Below are 16,322 nucleotides of genomic sequence, written 5' to 3'. Positions count from 1 at the left end.
GACGTCCCATAGAACTGTGGACGAAGATGATTGTTCACGGTGATGGTGTCGGATGATGCTCGTATGGAATCTGAAGAGACGACCGAATCTGCACTGAGGCACGCATCCGAGCTGTACGCACGGCTGCTGGAGTACGCAACGAACCCGCCGTTCGGCGAGCGCACTGCCGCCAATGTTCGCCGCGTGACGGCGATGACCGAGCATCATGACGGCGGTGCGTTGTGCGGGCACCATCAGGTGGGTCGCGTACTGGCCCTCGCGGCGGCACAGATCGTCTTCGACGCACCACCGCTGGGGATGCGCCTGATCGACCGCTACGCCGACTGGTCCGCGGAACTGACCGACCGGGACCGAAGACTGCTCGACGCGTGGCGCACCGACGATGTCCACGCCGTCTTCGAGATCACGCGCCGCGCCGGCGCCGGGATGCGGGTGCGCTGCCTCGGCGACGATCTGGAGTACACGCTGCACGTCGACCCGAAGGCTCCGATGCCCCGTGCGGACCTGCGGACCGGGCGGTACCTTGTCGGACACGCCCTCCCGGTCGGTGAGTTCTGGATGCTGGTGGGCGCCGTCGACCTGTACGCGCCGGGGGAGCGCAGGGCGATGCTCGGCCTGATGGCCGAGCTGGTCCGGGGCGCACCGGCACTGCCTTACCGCAACCCCGCCATCGTCGAGCAGGCACGGGTGGCCCTCACCGCGCAGCACCAGGAGTTCCTGCGCCTGTTCGGCGGGCAGGGCGTGGCCAGGGCGGGCTCCCGGCTCGTCGAGGACCTCGACCGGTTCTGGGAGTCGTCGGGCATCTGGGCCACGTGGTGGCCGAGCCTCCCGCTGGAGCGCGACCTCTGCGACCTCCGCGAGGCTCTGGACCAGGGGCGGCGGCCCGACGGCGGAACGTGGTACCCGGTGCACCATCCTGTCCATGGGCTACGTGTGCTCGGGGCCGGCTACGGGATGCTCGCGGACCTGCACGGCTCGACGTCGCCGATCAGCCCGGCGACCGTGCGCCAGGTGTCCGAGGTCCTGGCCACAGGACACGTCCCCGGCTTCGCGCTCCGGGACCTCGCGGAACGGCATCCCGTTCGCGCGGGCGAGATCTACCGCGCGGCCCTGGGGCGACCCGGGTTCACCTGGGCGCAGGAGGGCGCCGCATGGCTCCGGGATCGAGCCGGCGACGCCCCCGCGCACCCGGCCCTGGTGTGGATGCCGGGCGGTGCGATGCCCGCGGGCTCCGGGAAGCCCGATCGTGCCATCGCGGTGCCGCATCCCTTGAGGGTCACCTTCCCTCCGGTGCCCGCGCCGTCTGGAATCACGGTGGACGAGCCCTGACGCCGTCGCACACCTGCTCCTGTCACAGCGCAGAGGCTCAGCGCCCGCCCTCCACCACGACGTCCCGCACCCACGCGGTGCTCTCCGGCGTGTCCTCCGGACGGAAGCCCACACCGCGCAGGTACGCCACCTCGCCGGGCCCTGCCTCGGGCACGACCACCCGGTCGAACCCCTTTGCCGCGAAGATCCCGCTGCGCCGGTACACGAACTCGCCGGGCGTGAAGTCGCGGAACCGCTTGGTCACCCAGTCGAGCTCGACGACGCCGGTCCTGTCGCCGGCGTCGCGCACCTCCACCACGCCCACGGTCTCGTCGCCGCGCTGCACCAGGAACGCCGAACGCTCCTCACCCGGCTCCGGCACCGCCACGAACCGCGGCACGACGCCCGCGATGTCCGCCGCGTGGGTGCGGAGCACGTGCAGCAGGTAGGCGTCGTCGGGCGCCACCTCGACCACCTCGTACACGGCGGCGTCATGGCGCTCGCGGTTCAGCCGCCACAGCCAGTAGACGTTGATGGCGCTGATCGCGGCGTTCATGGCGGCGAACGGCCAGATCCCCACTATCGCGTTGTAGGCGGTCGCGATGACGGAGCCGATGAGGTTGAGCCAGCGGAAGCGGAGCACGCGCGCCTGCGTGAGGGACAGCACGACGAGGACGGAACCCAGCCATCCGGCGGCCTCGAGCCAGGGAGACATGCCCCGACCTTAAGTCGGTGACCCGTGTCTCCTCACCAGGACCAGCCGCGCGAGCTGAGCTCCAGCTCCTCCCGCAGCCGCTCGTCGTCGGTCGTGCGCTCGTCGGCGCGCAGCGGTGCCGACTCCATCGGCAGGCCGGCGAGGCGGCAGGCCTCGCGCAGCAGCGCGTCGTACGCGCCCTGCACGGCGAACCAGTGGTGGGCGCGCGCGTACACGCCGGGGTCCTGTTCCACGCGCCGCAGCTCGGTCGCGAGCTGCCCGAGCCGCACCTGCAGGCGCAGGGTGACCAGCGGGTCGGGCGCTCGCGCCGACCGCGTTCGCGTCAGCGTCCGGAAGGTCCAGGTCATAGGTCTCGCCGCCACGTCCTCGTCGCGGAACTGGGGGTACCTCCAGCGTAGGTCCGTGGGGCCCCGAGGGCTATGGAAATTCAGCCAGACGCGGGGTCACATCCACGCCGTCGACCCGTCCGGCCGCACGGGGACCTTGCGTTCCCAGTGCACCCAGTCGTCGTGCGCCAGCGCCGTCTCGTCGATCTCGATGCCCCAGCCGGGCCGGTCGGGCCGCAGCTCGAGGTGCCCCTCGACCGGGACGTAGGGATCGTGGCACCACGACACCTCGTCCGGCTTGTACTCCAGGATCGAGAAGTTCCACGTCGCGGCGGCGAAGTGCACGTTGGCCGCCGTCGCCAGCGGGCCCAGCGGGTTGTGCGGTGCGACGGGGACGTCGTGCGCCTCGGCGAGGGTGGCGATCTTGCGCATCTGGGTCAGCCCGCCCACCACGCAGATGTCGGGCTGGACGATGTCGGCGCCCTGCACGGTCAGCAGGCCGAGGAACTCGTTCGGCGAGTACAGCGACTCGCCCGTCGCGAGCGGGACCGCCATCTCCGCGCGGATCCGGCCCCAGGCCGGCAGGTACTCGGGGCGGATCGGCTCCTCGAGGAACATCGGCTCGTTCGGCGCGAGCGCCGCGGCGAGAGCGACGGCCTGCCGCGGCTCCCAGAGGCAGCCGTGCGCGTCGAACGCGAACTCCCATTCGTCGGGATGCGCCGCCCGGATGTCCCCGAACCAGTCGCCGAGCTCCCGCGCGACGAGCCCGAACCGCGACCGGTGCGGCGCGCGCCGGTACGGGCTGAGCTTGAAGGCGTCGACGCCGAGCGTCGCGTTCAGCTCCGCTGTGCGGTCGCGCAGCTCGGGGACGTCGGGGGCCGAGTAGAGGCCCGCGTAGACCCGGACCCGGTCCCGGACGCTCCCGCCGAGCAGCTGGTACACGGGAACGCCCACGGCCTTGGCGGCGATGTCCCAGAGCGCGTGGTCCACCGCTGCGATCGCGGCGAGGCCGAGCGCGCCCTGCGGGAACCGCGCCGACTGGTGCAGGAGCTGGTTCACGAACGCGACCCGGGAGGCGTCGATCCCCGCGATCTGGTCGGCGATGAAGTCGATGACCGCCGGGTAGGCGAGGTCGGGACCGTGGTTGTAGATCTCCGCCCATCCGTCGATGCCGTCGTCGGTCGTGATGCGCAGCAGGACGCGCGGCCGGTCGCCGACGCGCTGCAGGTAGGTGGTGAGCCGGTCGATCTTCATGCCGCGCCCTTCTGGTCGTCGCCGGCGTTCCAGTCTCCGCCGTTCCAGTCCTTCAGGATGTGCGCGACGGCGGCCCGGTCGGCGTCGGGCAGCGTAGTGCTCGGGGGGCGGACCGACCGGTCGCACAGGCCGAGCTGGTGCAGGGCCTCCTTGACGACGGAGACGTTGTCGGCAGACCGGTCGCGGGCGCGCAGCTGCTCGAACCGGCGGATGCGGCGCCACACGGCGGCGGCACGCGCGGCGTCGTCCTGCCGGAGCGCGTCGAGCAGGCCGAACGAGATCTCCGGCGCGACGTTGACCAGGCCCGAGGTGAACGCCCGCGCGCCCGCCTGCCACGCCGACGGCGCGTACGACTCAGCCAGCCCGGCGATCCAGAGCAGGTCGGCGTCGGTGTCCTGCACGGTCTCGGCGAAGGCGACGGGATCGGGGACGGAGTACTTGATCCCGACGACGTTGGGCGCCCGTTGCACGAGCGCCGCGATGTCGGACCCCCGGATGGCCGGCGAGCTGACGTAGGGCAGAACGGCGAGCCGCGGCACCGCGTTCGCGACCGCCGCCGTGTACTCGACCCAGCCCTGGCGTGACATGTAGGGGAGCACGGGCTGGTGCACCATGATCGCGTGCGCGCCCAGCTCGGCGGCCTGCCGCGCCTCGGCCCGCGCCGTTGCGAGGTCCAGCCCGACCCCGACGATCACCACCGCGCGGTCGCCGGCGACGTCGACGACGGTCCGGGCGACGTCTGCGCGTTCGCGGGGCGACAGCGCGTAGAACTCACCGGTGTTGCCGTTGGGCGTGATCGCGCCAAGGCCCGAGGTGATCAGACGGTCGGTGAGCTTTCCGGTGAGCGCGAGGTCGACGTCGCCGTCGGGCGCATAGGGGACGACGGGGATGCCGACCACCGTCTCGAGGCGCGCGACGATCTCGCTGTGCCTGGTGTCGTTCTGCCCGGCGTCGTTGTGCCTGGTCATGAGTCTCCGTTCTCCAGGGTGACGTTCTGAGAGGTGCCGTTCCGAGGGGTGCTGGTCTCCAGCTCGGCGGCCGCCTCGACGGGCTTGATGCGCACCCAGAACCCGTAGATCGAGGCGCTGACGAGGCAGCTGATCGCCGCGAACACGAGAGGCCAGAGGTAGGAGCCGCCCGACGCGCTGAGGAACAGGCCGATCGCGATGGGGCTGACGAGGTTGCCGACCTGCGACCCGAAGTTCTGGAAGCCCGCGAGCGAGCCGACCCGCTCGGGGCTGGGTGACACCTCGGCGGGCAGGCTGAGGATCGCGGCCCCCGCGAAGGAGTGCGCGGCGCTCGAGACCGTCAGGACGACCATGAGGACCACGTGGCTCTCCACGAACGGGCTGAAGCCGATGCACGCGCTCAGCACGAGTCCCGTGATGATCGGCACCTTGCGGGCGACGTTCGGGGACAGCCCGGAGGCGAGCATCCGGTCCGAGACGATCCCGCCCAGGACTGTCGAACCGATGGCGATGACGGCGGGCAAGGCCCCGACCATCCCGAACTCCGCCTCGGAGAACCCGCGCTCGTCGAGCAGGTAGCTGGGGTACCAGGTGAGGAAGAACGCGCCGGCGAGCGACCGGAAGACGTAGCCGAGCATGAGGGCCCAGGTCTGGTTGTCGCGCAGCAGCGCGCTCCAGCGCACCGGCTCTCCGGCGTGCCGGACCATCTCGGCCTGGTCGGAGCGGATGTACGCGAGCTCGGCGGCGCTGACGCGCTGGTGGTTCTGCGGGGCCCGGTAGATCGCGAGCCAGCCGATGATCCACAGGAGCCCGACGGCGCCGATGACGACGAAGGTCCAGCGCCATCCGGCGAAGACCGCTATCCCCGTCACGACGGGGATGGAGAGGGCGGAGCCGATCTGCTGGCCCATGTCGAACAGGCTCGACGCGAACGCCCGTTCGCGGCGCGGGAACCAGGTGGAGACGACCTTGATGTTGGCGGGCTGCACAGGCGCCTCGCCGATCCCGAGGCCGAGCCGGAAGACGATCAGGCTGGTGACGCCTGTCGCGACGGCGGTGAGCGCCGTCCACACCGACCACCAGCCGACGGCGATGGGGTAGATCACGCGCGGCCCGAACTTGTCCAGGAGCCAGCCCGACGGCACCTGGAACAGGGCGTAGGTCCAGAAGAAGGACGAGAGCAGCACGCCCTGGACCGCGGGGCTGATGTGGAACTCGTCCGAGATGAACGGCAGCGCGACGCTGAGCGCGGCCCGGTCGAGGTAGGCGATAGTGAGCCCGAGCGCCGAGAGCGCGACGATCGTCCAGCGCATCTGGCTGCGCCGCGCACCGGCTGCGATGGCTGCGGGCTGCTTTGTACTATTGAGCATCGTTGCTCCTTGTTCATCGAGTAGTTCATCGAGTGGGTTCATCGAGTGACGTGCGTGCTCCGTCTCGGAGCACTCGCTTCAGAGGTGCGGCCCGGGAACTTGGCGGTGAACGGGCCGTACCTCGCTGTTCAGGTCAGGCCGGTGCACCTCCCTGGCGGAGCCGGTCGAGGAAGCCGGCGATGTGCCGGCGGGTCAGCTGGGACGCGAGATCGGCGTCGGACGCCTCCGCGGCTGCCAGGATCTGCGCGTGCTCCTGTGCCTCGTCGCGCCAGCTCGGCTGCCGCGCCCAGGTGGTGACGGCGGCGAGCGCCGTCTGGTCACGCAGCCCCTCGAGGATGCCGACGAGGACCGGGTTCTCGGCCCCGGCCCACAGCGCCGCGTGGAACGCGCGGTTGGCGAGGCTGCGCTGGACGGGCTCGGTCGCCTCCGCCGCGCGCTCCAGCGCGGCCCGCGCGGGCGCCGTGTCCGCGCAGGCCAGGACGCTGCGCCGCGTCGCCTCGGGCTCGAGGAGAAGCCGGGTCTCGTAGATCGCCACGGCGTCGGCCTGCGTGAGCTCGCGCACGCGCACCCCGATGTACGGCCGCACGACGACGAGCCCGCTGAGCTCCAGGGTCTTCAGGGCCTCACGCACCGGGGTCTTCGACATCGCGAGCTCCTGGGCGAGATCCGCTTCGACGAGCGGCTGCCCGGAGGCGAGCCGGCCGCTCAGGATGCCCTCCTTGATGGTCGCGAGAGCGTGTTCGGTCCGCGAGGGCAGTGGGGTCGGAGCCGGGGGCGTCGTGGGCACGTCGTACATCATATATGACGCGGTGCCCCCGGTGTGGGCCGACCGAGCGGTGTGAGAGCATCGGCGTCGCGGACGATTGCCCAGCACCGACTGGGGGACCCGAACATGACCACCATTGCCGAGTTCGTCGTCGACACCCCCGACGGGGAGATCGAGTTCCCGACCGCCGGATCGACGGCGGAGTACCTGCTGGGGGCGGGGTTCGCCCATGCCGACCGCGAGCCGCACTGGCACATGCGGTGGTGTCTCGACCGGATGGAGCCGGGAGAGTCGATGGACGTCGGCAACGCTCGCGTGATCCGCGAGGCAACGCAGGAGTGACGGGAACCCCGATGATCGGGGCGCCAGTCACTCCTGAGCGTGCAAGGCCGCCAGGATCCCCTCGCCGTACCGGTCCAGCTTCGCCTGGCCGACGCCGCTGATCCCGCTCAGCGCGTCCAGGTCCGCCGGCCGCTCGGCGGCCACGGCGCGCAGCGTGGCGTCGTGGAACACCACGTACGCGGGCACGCCCTGCTCCTTGGCGGCCGCCGCCCGCCAGGCCCGCAGCCGCTCGAAGACTGACTGGTCGGCGTCCGAGAGCTGGGCCACCTCCGGGCGTGCGCCGCCCGAGCGCGCGGGCCGGCGCGCACCGCCCTGGGGCCGAGGGTCGCGCCGCAGCCGCACCTCGCGCCGTCGGCCCAGGACCTCGGCGCTGGCCTCCGTGAGCAGCAGGGTGCCGTGGTTCGCGTCCACCTCCAGCAGCCCCAGGGCCAGGAGCTGGCGCGCGACGGACCGCCACTCGCCGTCCGACAGGTCCTCTCCGACGCCGAACACGGTGAGGCTGTCGTGCCCCCACTGCGTGATCTTGGGCGTGGCCTTCCCCCGCAGGATGTCCACCACGTGCCCGACGCCGAAGCGCTGGTTGCGCTCGCGGTCCAGCCGGAAGACGGCGGACAGGAGCTTCTGGGCGGGGACGGTGCCGTCCCAGGCCTCGGGCGGGTTCTGGCAGGTGTCGCAGGCGCCGCAGGTGCCGGGGTGGTCCTGGCCGAAGTAGCGCAGGAGCTGGGCGCGGCGGCACTCGACGGTCTCGCACAGGGCCAGCATCGCGTCGAGGTGGGACGAGAGCTTGCGGCGGTGGGCGAGGTCGCCGTCGGACTCGGCGATCATCTTGCGCTGCTGGACGACGTCGGCCAGGCCGTAGGCGAGCCACGCGGTCGACGGCAGGCCGTCCCGCCCGGCGCGGCCGGTCTCCTGGTAGTAGCCCTCGACGGACTTGGGCAGGTCGAGGTGCGCGACGAAGCGGACGTCGGGCTTGTCGATGCCCATGCCGAACGCGATGGTCGCGACCATGATGACGCCGTCCTCGCGCAGGAACGTCGACTGGTTGGCCGCACGCACGTGCGCGGGCAGCCCCGCGTGGTACGGCAGGGCGCGGATGCCCTGGTCGGTGAGCTGCTGGGCGGTCTTCTCCACCGACGCGCGGGACAGGCAGTACACGATCCCGGCGTCGCCCGGGTGCTCCGTGCGCAGCAGGTCCAGCAGCTGCCGGCCCGGGTTGTCCTTGGGCGCGACCCGGTAGGTGATGTTGGGCCGGTCGAAGCTGGCGACGAAGTGCCGGGCCTGCGTCAGCCCGAGGCGCGTGGCGATCTCCTCGCGGGTGTGCTGGGTCGCGGTGGCGGTCAGCGCGATGCGAGGGATGCCGGGCCAACGCTCGGCCAGCTCGCCCAGCCGCAGGTAGTCGGGGCGGAAGTCGTGGCCCCACTGGGACACGCAGTGCGCCTCGTCGATCGCGAACAGGGCGATGGTGCCCTGGTCGAGCAGCCGGGCGGTGGACTCGACGCCGAGCCGCTCCGGGGCGAGGTACAGCAGGTCGAGCTCGCCCGACCGGTAGGCCCGCTCCACCTCCCGCCGCTCGTCGGGGTTCTGCGTGGAGTTCAGGAAACCGGCCCGGACGCCGAGCGCCTCCAGGGCGTCCACCTGGTCCTGCATGAGGGCGATCAGCGGCGAGATCACGACGCCGGTGCCCTGCCGGACGAGCGCCGGGATCTGATAGCACAGCGACTTGCCGCCGCCCGTGGGCATGAGCACGAGCGCGTCACCCCCGCCGACCACCGTCTCGATGATCTCCTGCTGCTCGCCCCGGAAGGCGTCATAGCCGAAGACCTCGCGCAGCACGTCGAGTGCGGGCGTGGTCACGGCGGCGTCCTGGAGCGTCATGGCGGCCAGTGTGCCAGGGGCCCCTGACACACGCCGGGTCTTGACCGCCGTCGTGCCACCGAGCAGGATTCGGCGCGCAGGTCAAAGACGCCCGCGAGCTGTGAGGAGCCACTATGAGAGCGCTACCACCAGCCAGGAACGAGAGCCCGACCGGCGGCCGACGGACGAGAGCACGATCCGGGTGGCGCGCCCTCGCGGTGGCGCTGACCGCCGTCACCGCCATCGCCGCGGCCGTCACCACGATCACCACGATCCCGGTCGCGGGCGGAGCCCACGCCGCCACCATCACCACCAGCATCGCCACCACCAGCGACAGCACCGGCCACCGAGGGCACGGCGGCGCCAGCGACGTGCTGTCCCAGGCGCACACCGCCGGCCGCGTCAAGGTCAGCGGCGACACCGTCCAGTACAGCTGGCCCGGCATCTACTTCGAGGGCCGGTTCCGGGGCGCCGGGGTGGGGATCGTGCTGAACGACTCGGCCGCCGACTACGACGTCCAGGTCGACGGCGCGACCGTCGCCACCCTCGTGACGCCCGGTCAGGCGACCCGGTGGGTCACCGGCCTGAGCGACGCCGAGCACACCGTGCGCCTCGTGAAGCGCAACGAGAGCCCGTGGAGCACCAGCGAGTTCGGCGGGTTCGTCGCCGTTCCGGGCGGCGCGATCCTCACCAGGCCGGCGGCCCGCAGCCGGCAGATCGAGTTCATCGGCGACTCGCTGACGGTCGGCTACGGCAACACCTCCACCAGCAGGGACTGCCCCGGTGACCAGGTGAGCCGGACCACCGACACAGACCTCAGCTACGGCGCGCTCACCGCCCGCGGCCTGTCGGCCGACTACCAGGTCAACGCGTTCTCGGGCAGAGGGATGGTGCGCAACTACAACGGCAGCGACCCGGGCACCAGCTACCGCACCTACTACGACCGCGCGCTGCTCAACGTGGCCGGCGACGTGTGGGACCCCGGCACCTGGCGGCCCCAGCTCGTCGTGGTCTACCTCGGCACCAATGACTTCTCGACAGCCCTCAACCCCGGGGAGCCGTGGACGACGCCGGACAGCCTGGCCGCCGCCTACCGCACCGCGTACAGCGACTTCGTGCAGAAGCTGCGCACCCGCTACGGCACCGGAACGACCATCGTGGCCATCGGCGCCGGCTCGTTCGCGGACGACGTGCAGCAGGTCGTGCAGGAGCGCACCGGCGCGGGCGACAGCCGGGTCCGGTACTGGTACCTCGACGGCGCCGGCCTGGACTTCCTCGGCTGCGACTGGCACTACTCGACCCACGACCACCAGGTCATCGCCGACCGGTTCGGCACGTTCGTCGACGGCCTGGGGCTGGGCTGGTAGACGGCGGGCCGTGGTCTGATTGAGACGACGGGCTGCGAGCGGCTCCCTTCCTCCACGGGTTGGGAGCTGCTCGTCGTGTTTGGCAAGCGCCCCTTCGCCTTCTGTCAGCTGGGCCGAGACTCTGGCGCTTCGAACATATGTTCGACTAGACTCCTGTCATGTCAGCGCCCGGTGCCACGATCCTGCACGCCGACCTGGATGCGTTCTACGCGTCGGCCGAGCAGCTGCTGGACCCGGCCCTGCGCGGGCGGCCGATCGCCGTCGGTGGCGGGCCGCACGGGGGCGTCGTGCTCGCGGCCTCCTACGAGGCGAAGGCCCACGGGGTGCAGGGCGGGATGCCTGGCTGGCGGGCGGCCCGGCTCTGCCCGGGGCTCGTGTTCGTCCGGGGTCACTTCCGGGAGTACCAGCGGCTGGGTGATGCCGTGATGGCCGTCCTGGCGGACGTCACGCCGACCGTCGAGCGGATCTCGATCGACGAGGCGTTCCTCGACGTGGCCGGCGCGACGCACCTGTTCGGCCCGCCCGCCGCGATCGGGGCGCGGATCCGCGAGCGCGTCCGCGCCGAGGTGGGGCTCCCCATCTCGGTCGGCGCCGCGCGCACCAAGCACCTCGCGAAGATCGCCTCCCAGGTGGCCAAGCCGGACGGCCTGGTCGTCGTCGCCCCTGGCGGGGAGCGGGCCTTCCTCGACCCGCTCCCGGTCGGCCTGATCTGGGGCGTGGGCCCCGTGAACGGGCAGCGCCTCGCCGACCTCGGCATCCGGACGATCGGTGAGCTGGCGCGGACCCCGTCGTCGGCGGTGGAGCACATCCTCGGCGAAGCCGTGGGCCACAAGCTGAAGTCCATGGCGCAGGACGAGGACCCGCGCCGGGTCGTCACCTCCCGCCGTGCCCGCTCCGTGGGAGCGCAGTCGGCCCTGAGCCGGCGCCGTCCCGAGCCCGGCGACGTGCGGGCGGTCCTGGCGCACCTGGCCGACCGGGTGTCCCGGCGGCTGCGCGCCAAGGGGCGCGCGGGCCGCACCGTGACGGTAGCGGTGCGGTTCACGGGCATGCAGCGGGCGACGCGGTCGCGCACGCTGCCGGTGCCGGTCGCGGCCACGCTCACGCTCACCGAGGTCGCCGAGCGGCTGGCCTGGTCCGCGATCGAGGACGCCGCGCCGTGCGAGATCACGCTGCTCGGCGTCTCCGTCTCGAACCTCGCGGACCAGCTGGCGATCCAGCTCGAGCTCGACCTGGAGCCGCCCGACCCGTGGCGTCCCGGCTCCGCGCCGGGGGCGGCCCGCCGCGCTGTCGACGAGTCGATGGACGCGATCCGGACCAAGTTCGGCGGGGACGCCGTCGGCTACCTCCCCGTCGTGCTGCGCCGCGGCGGCGCCGTGCCCGACGAGTTCCGCGAGCTCGCCGAGCACGACCTCTGATCCACCCCGACCGGTGGGCGCGACGGCCCGGCCCGCCCGCCATCCCACGCGACCCAGGTCACACGGTTTTCGATTCGGAACCGACCCGACCTGCGTGCTATGTTTTTCCACGCACCGGAACGGCGGAAACGCCGGGATCGGTCCACCTGTCCGGGTGGCGGAATGGCAGACGCGCTAGCTTGAGGTGCTAGTGCCCTTTATCGGGCGTGGGGGTTCAAGTCCCCCTCCGGACACTCGTTGAGACAGCGACACAGAAGGCCCCCGACCTCCACGTCGGGGGCCTTCTGTGTTGTCAGCACCGTGGCCTCGCCGGGCTGGCAGGATGCGCGGTGTGACATCCCGTCTACAGGCTGCGCTGGACGCCGTCGACCATACGTCGGCCGCTTCACCTGACCCTCCGGGTCGAACTCCCGCCTGGATCGAGGGGGCACCATCAGGACTCAGACGTCCTGTCACGGTCACGGCCTGCTTCCACACGGCGGACTGCGATGGTCACTTGGACAGCCAGGAGGCTGAGCAGCACGGAGGAAATTGCGATGGTGGCCAGGGGTGGGAGTGTCCACGTGGCCACACCGGCCACGGCCAGAACAATCGCCGCGACGAGTCGTTCGCGCGGGAATTGGCCGGTGAGGGACCGCAGGTACCAGGTTTGGACACCTAGATAGAGCAACGGTCCGCCGAAAAGCAGAAGCGAGAGGGTGGGTGTGCCGGGCGTAAGGGGGTGATCGATGGCGATCTCATTTCCCACGGCTAGGACGATGAGTCCGGCGGCGGTGACGACTTGCCCGTTCACCGCAAGGCGTGCGGCGCGGAGCGGGTCGCCGGTGGTGCTGGAGTGCTCCATGACGAGGCGCTCGGAGCCGCCGAAGTACAGCGCCCAGAGCGCGACCGTGCCGAGCAGGGCGAGAATCCCGGTCGCGATCGTGGCCGTGTTGATATCGGCAGTCGCCACCGCGCCGCCGGTGGCGAGGATGGTCTCGCCGAGCACGATGAGCAGGAAGAGGCGGCTTCGCTCGATCATGTGCGCCGGGGCGAAGGACACCTCCACGGTGCGGAAGGTCCGGCCCGGCAGCCAGTACGCCGACCATGCGCCGACGAGGTCGACCGAGGCGGCAAGTGCCCAGCACCACAACCGGACCTCGGGTCCCATCAGGGCACCGACGACCCACAGCGCCGCGGCGACTGCGCCCCAGATGACCATGCTCGCCGCGTGGCTTCTCAGCAAGGGCGTCTTCGCCGAGATCCGGTAGAAGGCAATTATCCCGAGGCGGCAGGCCAGGAACGGCCCGACGAAGAGCCAGGGCTCGTCCTCGAAGGCGCGGGTGATCCCTGCGTTGAAGAACAGACCGAGCCCGATGACGAGGAACAGGATGCGGATCCACGTCGACCGTCTGACACCCGGCATGCTGGCGCCGAAGCTGGTCAGGGACCAGACTCCGAAGACCGCGATCAGAAGCACGCCGGTCTCGGCGGCGCCTCGCCACGTCAGGTGTTCCAGCAGGTGGTGCGAGAGCTGAACGATCGCGAAGACAAACAAGAGATCGAAGAAGAGCTCCAGGGGCGAGACTTCGTCGCCCATCGCCGCCTCGGCCTGGTTGTCCATGCCGTCCACGTTACGGCGGGCCCATGTGAGTCAGGAGTGGTTGCCGGTACGGGGCAAGGTCGCCATCACCATCTGAGCACGCCGATAACTCCTTCGGCCGGCCTTCGGTAGGTACCGAGGTCACCTGGCTAGATGCACGCTTCCCAATCCGGGCCACGCTGGAATCGTCGTGGGAGTCGCTCGTCCGGGCGGTCGTCGGGCACGCAACGGGTCTAGCGTGGCAGTGAGGGCACGTGCTCCAGCGCAGGCTGCGCTCGCGCGACGCCAGGTGAACAGGAATCGAGCCCATCGTGACGAATCCTTCTACGACGCCACAGCCCACCCCTTCCGCAGCGGGCAAAGGGCCGACCGCATCGCCGCCTGACGCACCATCAAGGGGGCCGATCGGGAGTGTGGTGGCCGGGTCCCTGACTACGGGGATTGTCGCCGCGCTGCTTCTCGTCATCGCGCCGCTGGTCCCGGCCGAGGGTGACGCCGTCCTGGGGGTGGTGCTGTGCGGGTTTGCCTTCGGGTGGGCCGTGCTGGCGGTGCTCTCAGCGCGGTTCACCGATCAGCCGCAGCGTTGGGCCTTCATCCCTGCCCTGTTCCTAGGGGCTGGTGGGTTGCTTCTGCTCACTCTTGGCTCCTCAGCGGTGCTCGACTGGGTGTGGCCGCCGACGCTGTTGGCGTTGGTCATCTGGATGGCCGTGCGCGTCCACCGCGATCTGCGGGTCCGACGCGGACGGTGGTTGCTCTACCCGGTGCTTGCGGTCCTCGCCATCGTCTCGGTGGGCGGCGGATACGAGACCGTGCAATCAGCCGCCGATGAGGACTACCCGATGCCCGGAAACCTCATCGACGTCGGTACCCACAGCCTGCACCTGAACTGCAACGGATCAGGCAGCCCCACCGTCGTGCTTCAGCCCGGCGGTGGAGAGATGTCCTCGGCATTCGGCTGGATCGCACCGGTGGTGTCCGAGGAGACACGGGTGTGCGTCTACGACCGCGCCGGTCACGGCTGGAGTGAGTCGTCCGAAACAGCCCAGGACGGTGCCGAGATAGCGGCCGACCTTCACACCTTGCTGGAGAGCGGGCAGGTGCCAGGGCCCTACGTGCTGGTCGGCCACTCCTTCGGTGGTCTCTACACCCTCACCTCCGCCGCTCTCTACCCCGACGAGGTTGCCGGCATGGTCCTCGTGGATACCACCGCCCCAGCGTCGGAGCCTGCTCCGCGAAGCACCACGACTTCCGACGACGCGAGTCCCGACGCGATGGACCGGCTGGCCGCCCTGCTGGGCACGACCGCCCGCCTGGGGTTGGGTCGTCTGGTCAGTGGATCCGACTTCGGTGACCTGCCACCCCAGTCTCGCGACGAGATGCGCGCGGCGGGGGCGACGGAGTCTCACCTTCGCGGCACCGTCGAGGAGTACCTCACAGCCAACACGTCGGGCGGTCAGGCGGCCTGGCTCGAGGACTTCGGCTCGAAGCCGTTGGTCGTTCTGACGGCCTCTGTGGGCAGTGATGCGGCCTCGGTGGAGAAGCAGGAGCAGTTGGCGACGTTGTCGGATGAGTCGGCACATCGCCTCATCGAGGGTGCCGACCACTCGGCATTGATACATGAGGAGGCGCACGCCGCCGCGACGAGCGAAGCGATCCTCGACGTGGTCGCCGCGGTGCGAGACGAGGAGCCGCTGGCCAGGTGACGTCCGGCGCGCACGCCGAGGGGCTGGCGATCGCCGACATCGCGGTCACCAGAATATTCATGCCGCCACGGTAGGTTCCGGGGCAGGCGCTCGCGCCTGTGAAAAGTTGTCGAGAGAAGCGACCTCCCGCTAACGTCCGCCTGGACAATCCGGCCAAAACAAAATCTGGAGCATGGTGATGACGGCTGACGCGCCGACGGTAGCGCCGACGACAGCGGCGGAGTCGCCGACCACCCCGCAGCAGGCGGCCGAGCCCAACGCCGCACCGGCCGCCCCCGTGCCGGCCACCTTCGGCGCACCGTGGCTGAGGTCCACCGGCGACCTGGCATGGAAGCTGGTCGGCATCGTGGTCGCCGTGGCCCTCGTGTTCTACGTGGTGAGCCTCGTCCAGCTCGTGTTCGTCGCCCTGTTCCTCGCGCTGGTCTTCACGACGGTGCTGCTGCCGCTCGGGGACCTGTACGACCGCGTGATGCCGCGCGGGCTCGCCATGACGGCGTCCCTGCTGACCGCGGTCCTCGCCGTCGGCGGCCTGGTGACGTACGTGGTCTCCTCGGTGGTCAGCCGCTGGGAGGAGCTCGCCACGGAGTTCGGCACCGGCCTCACGGACCTCGCCGTGCTCGTCACCGACATCCCGATCCTGGCCGGCCTGGGCACGCCCAGGAAGTGGCTGGAGGACGGCGGTGCCTGGCTCCAGGCGAACGCGGGCGACTACGCGGCCACCGCCGCCGCGAGCGCCGGCTCGATCGCGGAAGGCGTCACCGCCGTCGTGCTCGCGGTCTTCTGCACCGTGTTCTTCCTGACCCAGGGCGGCCGCATGTGGCGCTGGGTGCTCTCCCTGGTCCCCGCGGACCGCCACGAGCGCTGGGAGGCTGCCGCGGGAGCCGGCTGGACCGCGTTCTCCGGCTTCACGCGCGGCATGTTCTTCGTCGCGCTGTCGGACGGCGTGATCGCCGGCGTCTTCCTGACCGTCGTGGGCGTGCCGCTGGCCCTCCCGCTGTCCGTGGTGGTGTTCCTCGGGGCGTTCGTCCCGATGATCGGCCCCGTCGCCGCCATCGTCGTCAGCGTGCTCGTCGCGCTGGCTGCCAAGGGCCCGGTGCTCGCGCTGGTGGTGCTGATCGGCATGGTCGTGGTGGCGCAGATCGATGCGAACGTGCTCCAGCCGTTGATCACCGGCAAGCAGGTCTCGCTGCACCCCGTGGTGATGGCGCTCGTGGTCGCCGCGGGCTCGGTGCTCGGCGGCCTGCTCGGCGCCGTCGTCGCGGTGCCGCTCACCGCGGTGACGTGGGCGGTGTTCAGCACGCTGCGCCGGAAGACGCAGGGCACCGCGCCCGCTCATGAGGCAGACTGAATCG

Annotated in this window: 14 protein-coding genes and 1 tRNA gene; 7 read left to right on the top strand and 8 right to left on the bottom strand. The window is 71.0% G+C overall.

The genetic code is table 11. The features are described from left to right. Positions 1 to 63: 63 nt before the first annotated feature. Positions 64 to 1,329 (top strand): hypothetical protein, encoded by a 1,266-nt coding sequence (locus ACFT2C_RS12760; RefSeq protein ID WP_377207431.1) that lies wholly within the window; start codon positions 64 to 66, stop codon positions 1,327 to 1,329. A 37-nt stretch (positions 1,330 to 1,366) separates the two neighbouring features. Here ACFT2C_RS12760 and ACFT2C_RS12755 read toward each other — a convergent pair whose 3' ends face one another. From ACFT2C_RS12755 to ACFT2C_RS12730, 6 genes are all read right to left on the bottom strand, one after another. Further along, positions 1,367 to 2,023 carry a hypothetical protein gene (locus ACFT2C_RS12755; protein WP_377207430.1) on the bottom strand — a complete coding sequence of 219 codons (657 nt, stop codon included), beginning with the start codon at positions 2,021 to 2,023 and terminating at the stop codon, positions 1,367 to 1,369. A gap of 32 nt (positions 2,024 to 2,055) precedes the next feature. Further along, complete coding sequence (locus tag ACFT2C_RS12750; protein ID WP_377207429.1) at positions 2,056 to 2,370, bottom strand: hypothetical protein; 315 nt, start codon at positions 2,368 to 2,370, stop codon at positions 2,056 to 2,058. A 96-nt stretch (positions 2,371 to 2,466) separates the two neighbouring features. Beyond that, positions 2,467 to 3,603: a mandelate racemase/muconate lactonizing enzyme family protein gene (locus ACFT2C_RS12745; protein WP_377207428.1), complete on the bottom strand. Its 1,137-nt coding sequence runs from the start codon at positions 3,601 to 3,603 to the stop codon at positions 2,467 to 2,469. Next, complete coding sequence (locus ACFT2C_RS12740) at positions 3,600 to 4,571, bottom strand: dihydrodipicolinate synthase family protein (protein WP_377207427.1); 972 nt, start codon at positions 4,569 to 4,571, stop codon at positions 3,600 to 3,602. Before ACFT2C_RS12740 ends, ACFT2C_RS12745 begins: the two co-directional genes overlap by 4 nt. Next, on the bottom strand, positions 4,568 to 5,941 hold the full coding sequence (locus tag ACFT2C_RS12735; RefSeq protein WP_377207426.1) for an MFS transporter: 1,374 nt from the start codon (positions 5,939 to 5,941) through the stop codon (positions 4,568 to 4,570). Before ACFT2C_RS12735 ends, ACFT2C_RS12740 begins: the two co-directional genes overlap by 4 nt. Positions 5,942 to 6,074: 133 nt before the next feature. Beyond that, positions 6,075 to 6,737 carry a GntR family transcriptional regulator gene (locus tag ACFT2C_RS12730; protein WP_377207475.1) on the bottom strand — a complete coding sequence of 221 codons (663 nt, stop codon included), beginning with the start codon at positions 6,735 to 6,737 and terminating at the stop codon, positions 6,075 to 6,077. Positions 6,738 to 6,833: 96 nt separating this feature from the next. Here ACFT2C_RS12730 and ACFT2C_RS12725 point away from each other — a divergent pair, with 96 nt between their 5' ends. Next, positions 6,834 to 7,049 (top strand): hypothetical protein, encoded by a 216-nt coding sequence (locus ACFT2C_RS12725; RefSeq protein ID WP_377207425.1) that lies wholly within the window; start codon positions 6,834 to 6,836, stop codon positions 7,047 to 7,049. 27 nt (positions 7,050 to 7,076) lie between these two features. Here the strand turns inward: ACFT2C_RS12725 and recQ are convergent, their stop codons facing one another. Next, the gene (gene recQ / locus ACFT2C_RS12720; RefSeq protein WP_377207424.1) at positions 7,077 to 8,924 is read right to left on the bottom strand and encodes a DNA helicase RecQ; all 1,848 of its coding nucleotides are present in this window, start codon (positions 8,922 to 8,924) and stop codon (positions 7,077 to 7,079) included. Between the two features lie 113 nt (positions 8,925 to 9,037). On the opposite strand from recQ, the gene ACFT2C_RS12715 reads away from it, so the two are divergent. The 3 genes from ACFT2C_RS12715 (at position 9,038) to ACFT2C_RS12705 (ending at position 11,918) form a co-directional block, all read left to right on the top strand. Beyond that, positions 9,038 to 10,270, top strand: a complete 1,233-nt coding sequence (locus tag ACFT2C_RS12715) for an SGNH/GDSL hydrolase family protein (RefSeq protein WP_377207423.1) — start codon at positions 9,038 to 9,040, stop codon at positions 10,268 to 10,270. Between the two features lie 158 nt (positions 10,271 to 10,428). Then, entirely contained in the window at positions 10,429 to 11,685 is a 1,257-nt protein-coding gene (gene dinB, locus ACFT2C_RS12710) for a DNA polymerase IV (protein ID WP_377207422.1), read from the top strand. Between the two features lie 148 nt (positions 11,686 to 11,833). Further along, a tRNA-Leu gene (locus tag ACFT2C_RS12705) sits at positions 11,834 to 11,918 on the top strand. Between the two features lie 200 nt (positions 11,919 to 12,118). Here the strand turns inward: ACFT2C_RS12705 and ACFT2C_RS12700 are convergent. After that, a complete protein-coding gene (locus tag ACFT2C_RS12700) occupies positions 12,119 to 13,288 on the bottom strand; it encodes a low temperature requirement protein A (RefSeq protein ID WP_377207421.1) in 1,170 nt (389 codons plus the stop codon). Positions 13,289 to 13,683: 395 nt separating this feature from the next. Here ACFT2C_RS12700 and ACFT2C_RS12695 point away from each other — a divergent pair, with 395 nt between their 5' ends. Together ACFT2C_RS12695 and ACFT2C_RS12690 are read left to right on the top strand one after the other, a co-directional pair. Then, positions 13,684 to 14,970 (top strand): alpha/beta fold hydrolase, encoded by a 1,287-nt coding sequence (locus ACFT2C_RS12695; RefSeq protein ID WP_377207420.1) that lies wholly within the window; start codon positions 13,684 to 13,686, stop codon positions 14,968 to 14,970. A 172-nt stretch (positions 14,971 to 15,142) separates the two neighbouring features. Next, a complete protein-coding gene (locus ACFT2C_RS12690; RefSeq protein ID WP_377207419.1) occupies positions 15,143 to 16,318 on the top strand; it encodes an AI-2E family transporter in 1,176 nt (391 codons plus the stop codon). The last annotated feature ends 4 nt before the right edge of the window (positions 16,319 to 16,322 follow it).

The sequence above is a fragment of the Promicromonospora sp. NPDC057138 genome, from assembly GCF_042670845.1.
Lineage (GTDB): Bacteria > Actinomycetota > Actinomycetes > Actinomycetales > Cellulomonadaceae > Promicromonospora.
Note: the sequence above shows the minus strand (reverse complement) of the source record. Positions and strands in the feature narration are given on the sequence as shown.

Coding starts and splice junctions, on each gene's coding strand:
- ACFT2C_RS12735 (WP_377207426.1), bottom strand. CDS start 5,941: ATGCTCAATAGTACAAAGCAGCCCGCAGCCATCGCAGCCGGTGCGCGG.
- ACFT2C_RS12725 (WP_377207425.1), top strand. CDS start 6,834: ATGACCACCATTGCCGAGTTCGTCGTCGACACCCCCGACGGGGAGATC.
- ACFT2C_RS12760 (WP_377207431.1), top strand. CDS start 64: ATGGAATCTGAAGAGACGACCGAATCTGCACTGAGGCACGCATCCGAG.
- ACFT2C_RS12745 (WP_377207428.1), bottom strand. CDS start 3,603: ATGAAGATCGACCGGCTCACCACCTACCTGCAGCGCGTCGGCGACCGG.
- ACFT2C_RS12715 (WP_377207423.1), top strand. CDS start 9,038: ATGAGAGCGCTACCACCAGCCAGGAACGAGAGCCCGACCGGCGGCCGA.
- ACFT2C_RS12755 (WP_377207430.1), bottom strand. CDS start 2,023: ATGTCTCCCTGGCTCGAGGCCGCCGGATGGCTGGGTTCCGTCCTCGTC.
- ACFT2C_RS12740 (WP_377207427.1), bottom strand. CDS start 4,571: ATGACCAGGCACAACGACGCCGGGCAGAACGACACCAGGCACAGCGAG.
- ACFT2C_RS12690 (WP_377207419.1), top strand. CDS start 15,143: ATGGTGATGACGGCTGACGCGCCGACGGTAGCGCCGACGACAGCGGCG.
- ACFT2C_RS12730 (WP_377207475.1), bottom strand. CDS start 6,737: ATGTACGACGTGCCCACGACGCCCCCGGCTCCGACCCCACTGCCCTCG.
- dinB (WP_377207422.1), top strand. CDS start 10,429: ATGTCAGCGCCCGGTGCCACGATCCTGCACGCCGACCTGGATGCGTTC.
- ACFT2C_RS12700 (WP_377207421.1), bottom strand. CDS start 13,288: ATGGACAACCAGGCCGAGGCGGCGATGGGCGACGAAGTCTCGCCCCTG.
- recQ (WP_377207424.1), bottom strand. CDS start 8,924: ATGACGCTCCAGGACGCCGCCGTGACCACGCCCGCACTCGACGTGCTG.
- ACFT2C_RS12750 (WP_377207429.1), bottom strand. CDS start 2,370: ATGACCTGGACCTTCCGGACGCTGACGCGAACGCGGTCGGCGCGAGCG.